Source organism: Halolactibacillus halophilus (genome assembly GCF_900115605.1).
GTDB lineage: Bacteria > Bacillota > Bacilli > Bacillales > Amphibacillaceae > Halolactibacillus > Halolactibacillus halophilus.
On the sequence record NZ_FOXC01000017.1, the window covers coordinates 1 to 16,849 of the forward strand.

Annotated in this window: 14 protein-coding genes; 7 read left to right on the forward strand and 7 right to left on the reverse strand. The window is 40.2% G+C overall.

Annotated features, from left to right (window positions below; translation table 11 throughout):
* The first annotated feature begins 308 nt into the window (after positions 1 to 308).
* The 4 genes from BM098_RS07305 to BM098_RS07320 all read left to right on the forward strand — a co-directional run bounded on the left by BM098_RS07305 (position 309) and on the right by BM098_RS07320 (position 4,938).
* Entirely contained in the window at positions 309 to 1,259 is a 951-nt protein-coding gene (locus tag BM098_RS07305) for an alpha/beta hydrolase (protein WP_234987444.1), read from the forward strand.
* A 144-nt stretch (positions 1,260 to 1,403) separates the two neighbouring features.
* Positions 1,404 to 2,126: a YebC/PmpR family DNA-binding transcriptional regulator gene (locus BM098_RS07310; protein ID WP_089831921.1), complete on the forward strand. Its 723-nt coding sequence runs from the start codon at positions 1,404 to 1,406 to the stop codon at positions 2,124 to 2,126.
* Positions 2,127 to 2,238: 112 nt separating this feature from the next.
* Positions 2,239 to 4,038 (forward strand): M3 family oligoendopeptidase, encoded by a 1,800-nt coding sequence (locus BM098_RS07315; RefSeq protein WP_089831923.1) that lies wholly within the window; start codon positions 2,239 to 2,241, stop codon positions 4,036 to 4,038.
* A gap of 171 nt (positions 4,039 to 4,209) precedes the next feature.
* A complete protein-coding gene (locus BM098_RS07320; RefSeq protein ID WP_089831924.1) occupies positions 4,210 to 4,938 on the forward strand; it encodes a GntR family transcriptional regulator in 729 nt (242 codons plus the stop codon).
* A 19-nt stretch (positions 4,939 to 4,957) separates the two neighbouring features.
* On the opposite strand, the gene BM098_RS07325 is transcribed toward BM098_RS07320, so the two are convergent.
* The 6 genes from BM098_RS07325 to BM098_RS07350 form a co-directional block, all read right to left on the reverse strand.
* Complete coding sequence (locus BM098_RS07325; protein ID WP_089831926.1) at positions 4,958 to 5,167, reverse strand: hypothetical protein; 210 nt, start codon at positions 5,165 to 5,167, stop codon at positions 4,958 to 4,960.
* 115 nt (positions 5,168 to 5,282) lie between these two features.
* A complete protein-coding gene (locus tag BM098_RS07330) occupies positions 5,283 to 6,014 on the reverse strand; it encodes an SIS domain-containing protein (RefSeq protein ID WP_089831927.1) in 732 nt (243 codons plus the stop codon).
* Positions 6,015 to 6,024: 10 nt separating this feature from the next.
* Positions 6,025 to 6,663: a copper homeostasis protein CutC gene (locus tag BM098_RS07335; protein WP_089831929.1), complete on the reverse strand. Its 639-nt coding sequence runs from the start codon at positions 6,661 to 6,663 to the stop codon at positions 6,025 to 6,027.
* Entirely contained in the window at positions 6,660 to 7,565 is a 906-nt protein-coding gene (locus BM098_RS07340) for a DUF7916 family protein (RefSeq protein ID WP_089831932.1), read from the reverse strand. Before BM098_RS07340 ends, BM098_RS07335 begins: the two co-directional genes overlap by 4 nt.
* An 86-nt stretch (positions 7,566 to 7,651) precedes the next feature.
* Positions 7,652 to 9,091 carry an N-acetylglucosamine-specific PTS transporter subunit IIBC gene (nagE, locus tag BM098_RS07345; RefSeq protein WP_089831934.1) on the reverse strand — a complete coding sequence of 480 codons (1,440 nt, stop codon included), beginning with the start codon at positions 9,089 to 9,091 and terminating at the stop codon, positions 7,652 to 7,654.
* A gap of 175 nt (positions 9,092 to 9,266) precedes the next feature.
* Entirely contained in the window at positions 9,267 to 10,964 is a 1,698-nt protein-coding gene (locus tag BM098_RS07350) for an ABC transporter ATP-binding protein (protein ID WP_089831936.1), read from the reverse strand.
* Between the two features lie 215 nt (positions 10,965 to 11,179).
* Between BM098_RS07350 and BM098_RS07355 the strand changes: the two genes are divergently transcribed.
* The 3 genes from BM098_RS07355 (at position 11,180) to BM098_RS07365 (ending at position 15,879) form a co-directional block, all read left to right on the forward strand.
* Positions 11,180 to 12,517, forward strand: coding sequence for an ABC transporter permease (locus BM098_RS07355; protein ID WP_089831938.1), 1,338 nt, complete (start codon positions 11,180 to 11,182; stop codon positions 12,515 to 12,517).
* 23 nt (positions 12,518 to 12,540) lie between these two features.
* The gene (locus BM098_RS07360) at positions 12,541 to 14,013 is read left to right on the forward strand and encodes an ABC transporter permease (protein WP_089831940.1); all 1,473 of its coding nucleotides are present in this window, start codon (positions 12,541 to 12,543) and stop codon (positions 14,011 to 14,013) included.
* A 69-nt stretch (positions 14,014 to 14,082) separates the two neighbouring features.
* Positions 14,083 to 15,879: an ABC transporter substrate-binding protein gene (locus BM098_RS07365; protein ID WP_089831942.1), complete on the forward strand. Its 1,797-nt coding sequence runs from the start codon at positions 14,083 to 14,085 to the stop codon at positions 15,877 to 15,879.
* 93 nt (positions 15,880 to 15,972) lie between these two features.
* Here the strand turns inward: BM098_RS07365 and BM098_RS07370 are convergent, their stop codons facing one another.
* A complete protein-coding gene (locus BM098_RS07370; protein WP_089831944.1) occupies positions 15,973 to 16,752 on the reverse strand; it encodes an alpha/beta hydrolase family protein in 780 nt (259 codons plus the stop codon).
* Positions 16,753 to 16,849 lie beyond the last annotated feature (97 nt).

Consider the following 16,849-nt stretch of genomic DNA (forward strand, 5'->3'; position numbering starts at 1 on the left):
AATACCATTAAAAAAATGAAAAATAATTTAAAGCTATCCAGAAAAGCAAAATAGTACTCACTTTTTCAAAAGCGAAAAAACTCTCTAAACCCCTGTAAAATAAGGGGTTAGAGAGTTTTTGTTTTAATTAAGTGTCAAACTCGAGATTATAGCATAGTTTTTGTTAATTTGCTGAAAAAATGTTTAACCGATAGATTTTAAAAGAAAACAAACGGTAGATGTTTCGCAATTTCACCTTTAATTTCATATAATGGAGATGAACCTCACTCTTATCGCTACACTAACCTACAATGAAAAGGATGATTCCGTTGAAGAAAAAAACACTTAAAATCGCCTTATCCGCACTCGGTACAACAAGTGCGGCGCTTCTTTACAGCAGCATTTATTTTTATAAGCAAGCCGTTAAAAACAAACGTTCAACCGTCCCGCTCGATTACGATCTTATTAACGTCGTTCCTAATGATCCGTGGGAAAAAGAAAAAATATGGTTTCAAAAAGTTGAGCGTAATACCTTAACGATTCAATCACAAGATAATCTAACCCTTAAAGCTATGCTTGTCGAGCATGAAAAAGCAAACAAAAAAGTAGCTATTTTAGCACACGGTTATAGCGGCACAAGTAAGGAAATGGCGCCATTCGCCAAATTATTTTACGATTTAGGCTTTACGATTGTCTTACCTGATGCGCGAGGTCACGGTGACAGTGAAGGGGATTATATTGGCTTCGGTTGGCCGGAACGTCATGATTATCTCGCGTGGATTGATTCACTCATCAATCGCTACGGGCAGGACACGGAGATTGTACTCTTTGGTGTTAGTATGGGCGGCGCGACAGTACTTAACGTTAGTGGAGAAATTTTACCGGACCAAGTCAAAGCGATCGTCGAAGATTGTGGTTATAGCTCTGTCGAAAAAGAGCTTAGCTATCAACTGAAGAACTTATATAAATTACCTTCGTACCCAATTATTCCAATGACAAGTTTACTCACAAAGTATAAAGCTGGCTATTCGTTCACTGAAGCGTCACCTGTTGATCAAGTAAAAAAAAGCTCAACACCGACGCTTTTCATTCACGGAGACAAGGACAGTTTTGTGCCTACAGACATGGCGTATGAACTCTATCAAGCAGCCGCTTCAGATAAAGCTTTATACATCGTTCCTGGTGCGGAGCATGCGTACAGTTATGTGACAGATAAGGATGAGTATCGCCGGCAAGTAGCACGGTTTTTCTCGCGTTATCTCAATCACACTATCTCATAGGGAAGCTTCAGGGGAATGATCTCCACAACTAATTAACAGAACAGAGGTAGACTTTTTTCTTGTTTTTTCTTTATCCATGTCCCGTTTCGTGTATAATAAATAACGATGATCAACTAAAGCTAAAGAAGAAAGAAGTGTATAATAATGGGACGTAAATGGAATAACATTAAAGAGAAAAAGGCAAGTAAAGACAAAAACACCAGTCGTATTTATGCAAAATTCGGCCGTGAAATCTATGTAGCTGCTAAACAAGGCGAACCTTCACCTGAATCTAATCAGGCGCTTAAATTCGTCTTAGAACGTGCTAAAACGTATAGTGTACCCAAGCATATTATTGATCGTGCGATCGACAAAGCCAAAGGTGGCGGCGAAGAGAACTTTGATGAACTCCGCTATGAAGGTTTTGGCCCAAGCGGGTCGATGGTAATTGTTGATACGTTAACGAATAACGTCAATCGTACCGCCGCTGACGTTAGAATGACCTTCGGTAAAAATGGTGGCAATATGGGTACTAATGGTTCAGCGAGTTATATGTTTGACCATACTGCTGTTTTAGGTGTCGAAAATAAATCTGTCGATGAGGTTTTTGAACTGATGATGGAACAAGACCTTGATGTGCGTGATGTTGTCGATGAAGACGGTGCGGTGATTATTTATGCTGAGCCTGACCAATTCCATGCAGTTCAAGAAGCGTTAACAAAAGCGGGTGTCGAGGACTTTACTGTTGCTGAGCTTGCGATGTTACCACAAAACGAACTCACACTATCGGATGAGGACTTAGAGACATTTGAAAAATTGATTGATGCCTTAGAAGATTTAGAAGATGTCCAGAACGTTTACCATAATGTTCAACTAGACGACGAATAAGTAACAGTCAAGAAAACTTAGCGTAGATGCGTTAAGTTTTCTTTGCTTCAACACCTATAGCCAATTGAAGACATAAACAAGAAAGCAATCCATTAAAAGAAAGGTGATTATTATGACTTATACACAAACATGGGATTTGGATGCCATTTTCCCTGGTGGCACTGCATCACCTGCCCTAAAAAACAAACTTCAATCCATTGCACAAGATTTAGCTACGTTTAAAACCCTTGTCGATCAGTTTACTGATCAGTTAGCAGACTTTAAACAACTCTTAATCCAACAAGAACAGCTAGAAAAGGCCTTACTGCACGCATCAACATTTGCGAATATGGCCCATGACGCAAACACAAAAGATCCTTATGCGCCTGTTGTGAAGGGTGAAATTATGGTGCTCTTTAGCGAATTAAATAAAGTCGGCAATCGTTTTACGCAAAAACTGGTCGACCTTGATGAAGCGACATTCACACAATTTTTAGCCGATGAGACTCTGGCATCGATTGCTTTTGTCTTAACAGAACAGCGCCAAAAAGGCGCCCGTCTTCTTTCCGAGCAAGAAGAGGCTTTAATTGCCGAATTGAATAAAGATGGTTTAGCCGCTTGGAGTCAGGTGTACGACACGATTATTTCAACGATGTCAATCCCTTGGACAAACGCACAAGGTGAAACGGTCAACTTGTCGATTGGACAAGCAATGAATCGAATGTCACAAGACAACGACCCAATGGTAAGAAAACAACTATTTACCGCATGGGAAGAGGCCTTTAGTCATCAAGCCCCGATATTTGCTGATGTCTTAAATCACTTAGACGGTTACCGTATGACACTACAAGACAAGCATCAATATCGCCATCATTTAGAGGAACCCCTCGAATATAACCGGATGTCAAAAGCGACACTCGATGCGATGTGGCAAGCAGTCTCTGACAATAAACAGCCGCTTGTCTCCTTCTTAAAGAAAAAACAACAGCTCTTACAGCTAGATGAATTAGCTTGGCAAGATGTTGATGCCCCCTTAGCTATTGGTGATCACAAAGCGATGACCTTTACGTACGATGAAGCGTGTGATTTTATTATTAAACATTTCCATACATTCGGTCCTAAACTCACAGACTTCACTACCCATGCCTTAAACAATCGCTGGGTAGAAGCTGAAGACCGAAATGATAAACGACCGGGTGGCTACTGTACAAGCTTACCTGAGTTTGATGAATCACGAATTTTTATGACCTTTACTGGTTCAGCATCGGATACGAGTACACTTGCGCATGAATTAGGCCACGCTTTTCATTCTCATGTTTTAACCGATGTCCCGTATTTAAATCAGCACTATGCGATGAACGTTGCGGAAACGGCTAGTACCTTTGCGGAAACAATTATCGCGGATGCGACTGTTAAATCAGCCCGTTCGGATGAGGAAAAACTGTCCCTGTTGAATAATAAACTTGAAGGAGCAACAGCGATGTTTATGAATATTCATGCTCGGTTTATTTTTGAGGATAGCTTTTATCATGCCCGCAAAAAAGGAATTGTTTCACATGTTCAGCTATCAGAATTAATGACAGCCGCTCAAAAAGAAGCGTTTCACGGAGCACTGGATACGTATCACCCTCATTTTTGGAGTAGTAAATTGCACTTCTTTATTGATGATGTCCCGTTTTATAACTTCCCGTACACATTTGGTTACTTATTTAGTTTAGGCATATATGCAGAATACTTAAAGCAACCTGAAAACTTTGAAGAGAAATACATTGCCTTGCTTAAAGATACAGGAGCGATGACGGTTGAAGACCTTGCGATGAAACACTTAGGGGTTGACGTCACTAACGTTGACTTCTGGGCTCAAGGGGTTCAGTTAATGACTGAGGATGTGAATCAATTTATCACACTAGCTGATCAATTAACAAATAAGTAAATGAATCCGATAAGGTAATCGCCGGATTATCTTATCGGATTTCATTATGTCGTGACGAAAGATATATTGGTATAGTTATCTAGTTGTTTATTCTATACTTTATTCATTTAGTCTGATAAAATAGTGATAGGATACACCAGATGATTAAATAATCGAGAAGGAGGCGGACTGGTGGTTAATAAGCAATCAAAAATACCCATTTACTATCAATTAGAAAAGGCAATTAAGAATGAAATCGATAAGAGTGGAATGGAGCCGCATAGTCCAATCCCTTCCGAACGTGAATATGCAGAAAAGCATGGCATCAGTCGTATGACTGTGCGTCAAGCGATTAACAACCTTGTCAGTCAGGGGATACTTTATCGTGAACGCGGGCGTGGAACATTTGTAAGCGAACAAAAATTTGAGCAAGATATTTCTCAATTAACAAGTTTCAGTGAAGATATGCGTAACCGTCATCTCACACCATCAACTAAAATTATTAAAATGAATGAGTGTGTCGGTCCCTCAGCTGCACATGACAAACTAAAACGAACAAATGAGGATGTCATCTATGAAATCGTCAGACTGAGATTAGCTAACAATGAGCCGATCGCACTCGAAACCATCTACACACCCAAAAAGCTTATCGGCGAACTAAAAGATCATCAAATTGAAACATCTTTTTATCACTACCTTGAAGCTACACTTGGTTTGTCGATTAAACGCGGGTTTCAGTCGATTGAAGCAGGACTTGCTAATAGTGAAGAGGTCACCTACTTAAAAATCAAGAAAAATGATCCCGTCCTCATCATGCACCGGATTAGTTTTTTAGATGATGCAGCTGGGACACCGATTGAATTTGTAAAAAGCATCTACCGCGCCGATCGGTATAAATTCAATATTGAAATGAACCGTTAAGGCTGCAGGACCATTTAGCTTAATCATCTTGTTTTACCGTGCTATTTCCATCTTTCTTGCGATAAAATAAACCATATAGACCTAAACCAAATAGCACACTAGTGACCACTATGCCAACCATATTATCCGCTATTACCTTTGGTAAATACGGTTGTAGCCATTTTAAAATACTGAATATACTCAATATCCAAGCGGTTCGTTTTTTCTTGGTACTTGACTGTTTTTCCATTGGGCACCTCGCTCGTAAATAAGGGCTAGATTAAAAGATAACTTCACACTTTTTTATATACATCTATTTCTAGATACGCATTTCAAAAAAGATGATCGGAGCAATCATCTTTTTCTTATTCGAAGCGATAATGGATTTGATCATAATACGTTTTAATCGCTTCCTTGTTGTGGGCCATACCACCATCTAAGTTGGCACTATAAAAGACCGGTAACACGTCGCTCGTCGGCCACCTTTGTACCATTTCACTGACAAGCAGGTTAACAATTGTTGCGCCAATCACGGTTGATGTCGGGGCGACGCGTTGATCTGATCCTTCAATTTGAATCGCGCCATCGCCAATCGCACCAAAGTTATCGAGTACGATATCAGCTACATCTTTTAATTTCAGACCCGACTGGTGGCGTGAGGTAACGTGATTCGTATAGGTTACATTAGTAATCGCAATTACGGTTACACCTTTTTCTTTTGCGGCCAGTGCGAGTTCAATAGGGACTGGATTTCGCCCTGATACAGAATGAACAAGTAAGACATCACCTGAAGTAAAAGGGGGTTTCTTTGCCAGCAATGTTCCGTATCCGTGTAACCTTTCGACCTCAGAAGTATATGTGACTGGTTCAGTATCCAGCATCAGGTCTCGAGAAAAGATAGGATTTAAGATCATAAGTCCACCCGCACGGTAATACATTTCTTGCGCTAGTATTCCGGCATGTCCTGCCCCAAAACAAAAGATACTATTTTTATTCACACCGGCTTCAATGAGTAATTGAACCGCTTGATCAATCGGCTCATGATTATGATCAACTTGGTCGAGTAACCGCTTGATTTCTTCGATATAAGCATACATCGTATCACCTCTATAATTTTATAATTTTTGTTCCGTGAAACTGATTGGTATTGACAATACTTTTCAATCCGGCTAAATTATCGGCCGTTACCCCACCACCTACAATAAAGTCAATGTTATGATCAGCATAGCGAATATAATCATTAATTTCTTCGGCATTACCTTCTACCGATTGATTCGGATCACTGCCATGTAAAAGGACGCGTGTGACATTTAAGGCAATGAGTTGATCAATGGCTTGATACTTTTCTTTTGGGGTTATCTGATCAAATGCCATATGAAAAATAATCTCTCCGCGATTATTAACTTCATCAACTAATTGCTTCATCAGTGGTACATCGATTGTGTTTTCCTTTGTTAAACAACCAAATACAACACCCGTCGCACCTAACCGAAGCGCCACATCAATATCACGTTCCATTATTTTTCTTTCCATTTCAGTATAACAAAAACCTCCTTGGCGTGGGCGAATCATGACAACAACTTCCACTTTATGTTGTTTGGCTAGTCTAACCGACTGTTCGATAACACCATAACTCGGTGTTGTGCCACCTACAGCTAAAGCATCACATAGTTCAATCCGATCAATACCTTGATGAATCGCTTTCTCTAAATCAGTATAATTCTCTGCACAAAATTCTTTAATCATCGCGTCACCGCCTGTGCCATTCTCACCATTGTATGTCGTTTCCCTCTGATCGCAACTGAATAAGCCTCAATATTTTCAGGAATCGCAAGTCCGGTGTAACCCGCATCACCAATGTGGTGTAAATCAAAGCCTATTTCTTTATTTTGTAAAGCGATGGTTTCAATCACATGTTGACGACTACCTTCTTGACTTGTACCAATCGTACTCATTGCTAATCGGTCGTGCTCGTGAATATAGCGAACAAATTGGGTCGCTTCCGCGACTGTAAATCCTGGTACCGTTTTTGGAGATGGTAACAGCAAGATATTTGTCCCAGCTTCCACTAATTGCTTGACGACTGCTTCTGTCAACGGATCATCGACAACACCTGCATGGTGCATCTTGCCGGCAATTATAAAGACATTTTCACCTAATATACCTTTTGCCTCTTTTACAGCACTGATCATTTCTTTATGAGTTACGCCCGTTTTAGGATTGCCAGTCAAACAAACAAAGTCCAGATTTAGTTCTTTTACTTGTTTGAGTGTCTCTTTAACTGCTTTTCTACCAACAGGAATCGACTCTAAATGAGGGTTTTTAGCACTTGTTTCAGCAACCGGCTCTAAATTCAAACCAATAAGACGACCGGTAAGTTTTCTTATGGTTGCTACGTAGTCTTTAGCTTTTAAATCTTTGCCATCTAACAGCGTCGTTCCAAATACATCCAACATGTTGAGTAGTACCATATCGGCACCAAAGCGCGCGACAATTTCTTGATTCGTGACATTTGGATACATGGGTGGTGCAGTCACAACAGTTTCAGCCACTAGACTACGGCCTTCACTTAATTTTATAGCTAAGAGTTTCTCAGCTTTTGTCATTTTCTTAAAATCTGATGCGTAACAATCGAGTAACCGTTTCATTATACTTCTCCTTTTTAAATACGAAGAAAGACCAAGCCGCTTGAAGCTACTTGATCTTTCTCCTACTTATTATTTTTATACTCGCGTTATTTTCTCAACTTGTGTATTTCATTAGCAACAGATTCAACTTGCGTTCCCACAACAACTTGAATATTATGATCGTTAATCACATTAATGCCCGGGATACCTGTCGACTTAATTTTTTGTTGATCGACTTTATTCATATCTTTTACTTCTAAACGAAGGCGAGTAATACAGTTATCGACTGAGACAACATTCTCATCTCCACCAAGACCTTGATAGATTGTTTCAGCCATGTAGCGATATTTATCATCACTAGCATGTGCACTAACTACATCATCTTCATCTTCAAGATCGTCTCCACGACCAGGTGTTTTTAAATTCAACCCTTGGATAAGCGCTCGGAAAATGACATAGTATAACACCGCAAACACTAATCCTTGAACAATTAACATGTAGGGCTGATTAGCTAACGGTAAACGTGAGCTTAATACAAAGTCAACAAAACCGGCACTAAAACCAAAGCCTGCTGTCCAGTTAAACAAGGCTGCAATCGTTAAAGATAGACCTGTTAGTAAAGCGTGAACAAAGTATAAACCTGGTGCAACAAACATGAACGCAAATTCAATCGGTTCAGTTACCCCAGTAAAGAAGGCTGCAAAGCCGGCCGCAAACATAAGTGCAGCGACATTCTTTTTCTTATTTTCTTTGGCGGTGTGATACATTGCAAGTGCCGCAGCTGGTAATCCAAACATCATCACTGGGAAGAAACCAGCTTGATACATACCCGTTACACCTTTCACACCTTCACCACTCCAGAAGTTACCGATATCATTAATACCAGCAAGGTCAAACCAAAATACTTGGTTTAAAGCATGGTGTAGCCCCGTTGGAATAAGAAGACGGTTAGAGAAACCATAAAGGCCTGCACCAACAGCACCTAAACCACTAATGAATTCACCAAAGCTTACAAGCGCCTCAAACACAACTGGCCACACGAAGAATAATATCGCCGAAACGACCAACATCGATACCGCCGTCATAATCGGCACAGCACGTTTACCACTAAAGAATGCCAGTGCGTCTGGTAATTTTACATGACTAAATTTATCATACATTTTCGCTGCTACTAAACCAGAAATAATCCCTATAAATGCATTACCAGTATTACCAAAAGCAATCGAAACATCTTCTGTCCCTTGTAATAATTGCACTGTTTCTGTAGATAATAATGTGGTGACAACAAGATAACCGACCAAACCACTTAAAGCAGCTGAGCCATCCTTTTCTTTCGACATACCTAAAGCGACACCAATTGCAAACAAGATTGGGATATTATCAATAATAGATCCCCCTGCTTTAATAAAGAAAGCAGCAAAGGCATTACCTGAACCCCATCCTGATGGATCAATCCAATACCCAATCCCCATTAGAATTGCTGCCGCGGGTAAGACAGATACCGGGAGCATTAAAGACCGACCGAGTTTTTGAAAATAACTCATCATAATGCAAAACCTCCATTTCATATTTGTTATACTATAATCCTATCATAGGATTATATAGTTGTCTATACCAGCTTTGGTAACGCTATCACATTTGAATATTTTTATAATTAAAGACAGCTAGCATTCAGCTAACTGTCTTCTTCTATGTCTCTTTAATATGGATTGAGATGCAGCATTATTCTCTCACCCAGTGCCCCTCATACTTTTCTACCCACTGATGATCAAACGTGAAGTTAAGCTTACCCGGTTGGTAGTTTTGTAATTTTTCTTTTTCCTTCACTGGCTCCGGAATAGGAACAGCATCAATAAGCGCACGTGTATACGGATGTAACGGTTGGTCGTAGACATCAACAGCCGATCCCAGCTCAATGAGTTTCCCTTCATACATCACCGCGACCCGATCACATAAGTGTTTTACCATCGCTAAGTCATGTGCAATAAATAAATAGGTAAGGCCTAATTTTTCTTGTAAGTCTTTTAATAACTCGACCATCTGTGCTTGAATCGATACATCAAGTGCTGACAGGACTTCGTCACAGACAATAAAGGTTGGCTCAACCGCAAGAGCCCTTGCAATACCGATCCGTTGTTGTTGTCCACCACTAAACTCATGGGGATAGCGGTACATATGTTCATGCTCTAGACCGACAAGCTTTAATAGCTCTTTGATGCGTTTCTTGCGCTTTTCTTTATCTGGATATAAATGGTGCACATCTAGTGGTTGACCAATAATATCCATCACCTTCATTCTCGGGTTTAGTGAAGCTTTTGGGTCTTGGAAAATAATCTGAATATCACGTCTAAGTTTAAGGCGATCGCGTTTATTAAATCGATGAATCCGCATACCCTTATAAGTGACGCTACCCGCAGTCAGTGATTCTAGTTGGAGAATTAATCGTCCTGTTGTTGATTTACCTGATCCTGACTCACCAACCAGTCCCAAGGTTTCTCCGCGTTTAATATCAAAGCTAACATCCTCAACGGCCGTGAGTTTCTTACCATTCTTCAATCGAAATACTTTTGTTAATTCTGATACAGATAAGAGAACCTCTTCATTCGTCTTCTTCTTTGTTGCGACTTTATCATCATGTAACCGCGGCAGTGCTTCTAACAGCTTTTTCGTATACGGATGTTTAGGAGCATTAAAAATAGAAGCAACATCATTTTCTTCTACAAGTTCACCATCTTTCATCACAACGACACGGTCACACATCCCAGCGACGACACCAAAGTCATGGGTAATTAAAATAATACTCATGTCTATTTCTCGTTGAAGTTCTTTCATTAACTTTAAGATTTGCGCTTGGATTCTTACATCCAATGCAGTCGTTGGTTCATCTGCGATTAGTAATTTAGGACGGCAAATAAGTGCCATCGCAATCATCGCTCGTTGCAACATACCTCCTGAGAATTCGTGCGGGTACTGATGGATTCGTTCATCGACCCGGTCAATCCCTACTTTTTTAAGCATCTCTAAGGCACGTGCTATTGCTTGTTTTTTCGAAAGGTGTAAATGCACCTGTGCTGTTTCAATTAATTGTTTGCCAATCTTCATGGTTGGATTAAAAGCACTCATCGGATCTTGAAAAATCATACTGATTTCTTTCCCTCGCACTTTTGTCATTTGTTTCTGATTTAAGCTGGCGATGTCGGTTTCATTATAGTTGAGTTTGTCTACCGCCACCTCTGCTTGTTGTTCATTTAATAATTTCATCACTGCTTTTGCCGTGACACTTTTACCAGAACCTGATTCTCCTACGATGCCTAACGTTTCACCTTTGGCAATGGAAAAATTAATCTGATTAACGACACGACGGGTTTCGTTCATTCGTTTAAAATCAACAGATAAATTTTCAGTTGTTAATACTGACATACACTCACCTACTTCTATTTAGTCACTTACTTTGGGGTACGTCTTATTTATGGTCCTACTTCGTTCATGGATAGCGTCTTAATGAAGACCTACCTTAAGACAACTTGAATTTTTATATTTGACATTACCTTAAAGACTATCTATAATCTTGTTTAAGCTATTGTATACTAAACAGGTAGGAATTATCAAGTATTTTGAAAGGAGGCGACCAAAACATGACAACACGTTTAATCAAAGGGTTTCACGTTAGCCAAGCCGCAGTTGGCTTGCGCTTCATTCATTGGCTATTAGGTATCCTCATTCATATACCTGCACTGCTGTACTTTTGGTTTAAGGTGCGTAAACTACCCGTGACGGCAACCCTTTTAGATCAACAGATGATACGAAAGCTTCAAACGGATTATGATCAGCGCATGAAATATTTTAACCGCGAACCAAATGAACAGGAAAAACAAGCCTTTATTTCTAAGGAACAGGCACTAATAAAAAAAACAGAACAACAAGACAGATTAAATTACTCGCAATTTTTCGAACAGTTGTTGCGATCACGACTTTTTATACTCATGACACTTGTGCCAGGTCTTTTTCTGTATCTATTTTATTTCATTTATCATCAAGGATTGATTAGATTCATTTTTGAACGACTGTTGGCGACTGTATTTGTTATCTTCTCGGTGATTGTAATTGTGTTTACCTTGCTTTATTTTTCACCACAGGACCCAGCTCAGAATATACTAGGCGATCAAGCAACCGCAGCGCAACGTGAAAACTTTGAGACTTTATTCGGTCTAGATCAACCGTACTTCACCCAACTCACGGAACGCCTGCATGGATTTATCACCTTTGATTTAGGGACAACATATCAAGGCTATGAAGATGTGCTACTCAACATAGAGAATCGCTTTCCAGTGACCCTTACGTTAGCTTTTCTTTCGCTCGTCTTAGCGATTGCGATTGCTGTACCAATCGGTATCATATCTGCGGTTAAAGTAAACAGCTTTTGGGATTACAGTTTTATGTTTGTTGCGCTCATCGGTCTATCCATCCCTAGCTTTTGGCAAGGCCTCATCTTTATCTTAGCGTTTTCGATTGAATTAGACTTACTACCATCAACCTATATTCCTGGACAATTAGCGTCGTTGATTATGCCAGTGATTGTCTTAGGAACAGGACTTTCTGCGACTATTGCCCGAATGACACGATCAGAAATTTTAGAAGTCATGCATGAAGATTATATCGTGACAGCCAAAGCAAAAGGGTTATCAAATAGACGAATCTTTACTAAACATGCGCTCCCTAACGCATGGATTCCCATTTTAACCGTGATTGGCTTACAGTTTGGTGCGATGCTTGGCGGGGCAAGTGTCACGGAGAAAGTTTTTAATATTCAAGGACTCGGTAGTTATATTGTAGATAAACAATTCATTCCTGATATTCCAGCCATTCTTGCTGGGGTTGTCTATATTGCCATAATGATTTCAGTTGTCAATTTAGTTGTGGATTTACTTTATGCCTTACTGAATCCTCGCTTACGCGCTGAACTTAATGATTAAGTTTCTAAGAAAGGAGGAGAATCATGCCCCCCCAACAAATCAAACAACATGACCGGTATAAACACGGGCAGTTTGCGCTTGTTTTATCCCTCGTATTCACATTGTTTTTCTTATATCTCGCAGTTACACGTCAAACGATGGTTTATACGCTTATATCCCTCGCCTTTATCTTTGAGAGTTTAATCCAACAGCTACTCTTACGGCGACTAGTAAAAGAAGGCGTATCACCAACAGATCATTCTAAACGCACCCGTATCTACACGTTACTTCAAGTCTTTAGTCTGTTTACTGGTAATATCTTTACCGCAAGCTTTGCTTTTCGGTTAAGACAGGCTAAAGAAACAATCAGCTACACGTTTATGACCTATATCTTTATTGCTGACGTATTTTTAGTTGCGCTCACGGCGCTAAATATCTTTAAACCCTATGTCACGAACAGCTTTCTGATTATTCTCATCAGCCTTATCTCTCTAACAGTTATAGATGGATTGTTCATTCACTACTTAAAGGCAGACATAACTGAAACGAAATCGCACAGAGCGCGGATTAAGTTGTTGATTGTTTTTCTTATGATCACTGCCCTTACCGGGAACGTTCTCCGACTTTTACTCAGTTATCAGCTTTATATCCATTACATTCAAACTGATGAATCTAAACGCGAACAATCCAATCAATTTTGGCAAAAGATTACCCGAAGCTTTACATCAATGCTAGGTTTATTGTTTATTGTCATTATTTTTTCACTATCATGGATGAGCACCTTCACTTTCGTTGAGAGCTTTGCCGTTGAAAATAATTATCAAACGTTATTGTTAGAACCAAGTCTCACCCATCCATTTGGCACAGACAACTTTGGTCGTGACGTCTACTCACGCGTTGTTCGTGGTGGTGTGATTTCCTTGACCATCGGTGTGTTAACCACACTTATTCCTATGCTCATTGGTGGCGCGCTCGGGGCGATCAGTGGTTATTTCCATCCACTTGTTGACCAAACCGTCATGCGTGTCCTCGATGCGCTGTACGCGATTCCTGGTATTTTACTTGCGATTGCGATTATCGCTGCTTTTGGTTCAAATACAACGAACTTAGTTATTGCTTTAAGTATCGGGGCAATTCCGATGTTTGCCCGGACGATGCGAGCGAACGTCCTCATAATTAAAAAGCTTGAATATATTGAAGCTTCCCGTGCGATTGGGGAATCAGAATGGAAGATTCTCTTTAAACATATCGTTCCTAATGCTCTGGCACCGATGATTGTCCGGGCGACACTCGCGATTGGAACGGCAGTTATTGCAACAAGTAGTTTAAGTTTTCTCGGACTCGGCGTTGAACCACATGTACCTGAATGGGGAAACGTTTTACGTGTCGGTAGTGCTTATTTAGAAACAGAACCCTATTTGGCAATTTTTCCGGGACTCGCGATTATTTTACTTGTGTTATCGTTTAACTTTTTAGGTGATGGTGTGCGTGATGCCCTTGATCCTAAGATGAATTAATCAGGATGTGATTTACCATCTTTCTAAAGATGTTATTGATATGATATAAACTCTAAGGGGGAAATAAAGATGAAAAAATGGCTCTTTTTATTACTTACAACGGTACTGCTTGGTTTAACTGGGTGTTTGAGCACCGAGTCAGATGTATCAGAAGACAATACCGAGTCAGGCGGTGAACTGCCTACCATTAATATTTTAGGACTCGCAACAAGTGAAGATGATGTTAATATTTTGCGCGATCAACTGGCAAAGAGTGGCTTTGATGTTGAATTAAACATTCAACCTGATTACGGTAGCTTCGCAACCCAACGTGATGCGAAAAACTACGATTTAGCAGTCACAAACTGGACCACCGTCACTGGTAATCCAGATTATGCTGTACGCTCACTCTTTACCTCAGACGGTGATTATAGTCTCTTTAAAGACGAAAAAGCTGACACTCTGATTAATCAAGCAGCAACAGAGTTACCCGCTGACTATCAACAAACATATACAGATTTAGAACAACATATCGTTTTAGATGAAGCATATATTGCACCACTTTATATCTCATATAAAGCGCAAGGCATCAATCAGGAGGTTCTTGATGTTGACACTGTTCGCTTGCCGCGCTCACGCGCTGCTGTTTGGGAACAGTATGACTTTAATGATGAATCAAAACGTGAAACAGATCCACTTCTGTTCCACCAATCCATTAGTACATTAACCTCACTTGACCCGATTAAAGGAAATGATGGCTCGATTAATACCTTAAATACAAATATGTATGTGCGTTTAGTGAACTTAACAGATGATGACGCCGTTGTTTCTGACGGATCACTCTCTTACAATTATGCGATTGGTGACGGTAATACGGATTATTACTTCATTCTGCGCGATGATATTAATTTCGCCAAAGTGGAAAATGACACGGCCGTTGACTCGGGTGAACTTGTCTCAGCTGAAGACGTCGTTTTCTCACTGAACCGTGCCAATGACAGAAACTCTGTCCCCGACCACCGTACTTATAGTCTTCATGAACGTATGGAAACGATTGAAGTTGTGACAGACATGACAGAACTCGACCAGACAAATGCCGATGGCACTTCCATTAAAAATGAACTAGCTGAAGGTCTTAGTGCGCCAATCAATGCTTTGGTTGATTCTGAAGATGAGGTCAACAACGCTGAAGGGAACTATCAAGTCGTTAAGATTACGACAGCCGAGCCATTCCCACAAGTACTGAATTACCTTGCTCACCAATCAGCGGGGATTGTCTCAAAAGACCAAGTCGAACAAATCAATACCTTTACTGTTGAAGATTATGACGTCAATACCGATATCGCTTATGGTGATCAGCGCACAGTCATTGAAGGTAATGACACTGACAACACGTTATACGCCAGTGGCCCGTATCTATTAATCAATAAGAATGATTATGAGGCACGGTTTGTGAAAAATCCTGCTTACATGCCAGAAACCAATCATGAACCAAAGATTAATGAAGTGTTAGTCAAGTTTATTCAAGATGCAGAAAGTGCACTGTCTGCTTTAAGAAATGGTGAAGTCCATGTGCTCTATGGTATTAAAGAAAATCGCTATGAAACTGTCGAAGAAGACCCATCCCTTTACCTTCAAACAAATCAAAGTAACGGGGTGACGTATGTTGCGATGAATACAGAAGCAGGCCCACTTACAAGTCGAGCTTTACGTCAAGCGGTGCTTCACTCGATAGACCAAGAAGAGTTTATCTCCTTCTACCAAGGCAATAAACTAAAAACCGTCTCGACAGTCAGTCCACTCGTTGATACAGGACTCGTTGTTGAACATGATGAAGCTCAAGTTGAACAATTGATTCAAGATTACTTTGACAACACCAGCGAATAAGAAAAAGCGAGCCAGAGAGGCTCGCTTTTTTTATCGCTTTAGGGCGAGAAGACACCTTCCTCAGGTGCGTGGGGGCAGTTCAATTAACTATGTTTACTTGATGGAAGTGTGTTTTTGAATGAATTGCCGTAACACCTCACTCGTTTTTTCTTCACCAGCTTTTGAAAACCCATGGCCTTCCCCGAGAAAGATTTGAACCTCTAAGTTTTTATAAAGCGGTTTAACCCAGTCGGTGACTGTATGGCTTACGACCGTATCTTTATCTCCGTGAATAATGTAGACAAATCCTTCATAACTACCGATTTCATCTTCTAAAGCAAAATCAAGTAATACCTCAAAGAACGGGCGTCCAAGAGGCATGCCCCAAAAGACGAGACGGTCTGGAATAGCTGTTTTTGTTTGGTATTGTTGCTGCCAGTCTTTTGCGACTGAAAAAACAGTAAACATTAAAAATAGCCCAGCGACTTCTTTGCGAGCTTCAGCAACAAGACTTGAAACAAGCCCACCCATGGACGCACCAAAAAGAAACAGTTGATTCGGATCAACAAACGGTTGCGATTTAAAGCGATCAACAACCGACAATAAATCTCGCATTTCTGTCAGAATGGTCACCTCTTCTGTCTTCATCTCACTGGCCTCATTCACCGACCCAACTAGAAAATCAAACCGGTAACTATTTATCCCCTGCTCGGCTAAAAGTTGACAATGATGAGTTAAATTCTTTTCTGTACCGTTATAGCCATGACTAAAAATAACAAATGGGGCTTGGTCTCTGGCGACGGTTAACACGCCATGCATTTTAAACCCATCGACTTCTAGTGGATATATTTTTCCATCATGTCGCCTCCCATAACAAAATGTTAGTAACTTCATATTTAATATAATTCTTTCTTTTACTTATTCCACTTAGCGTATAAAATCTCCTGTTAGAAATAGATCATCGCTAACAAAAGTTTTACTGCAATAAAAT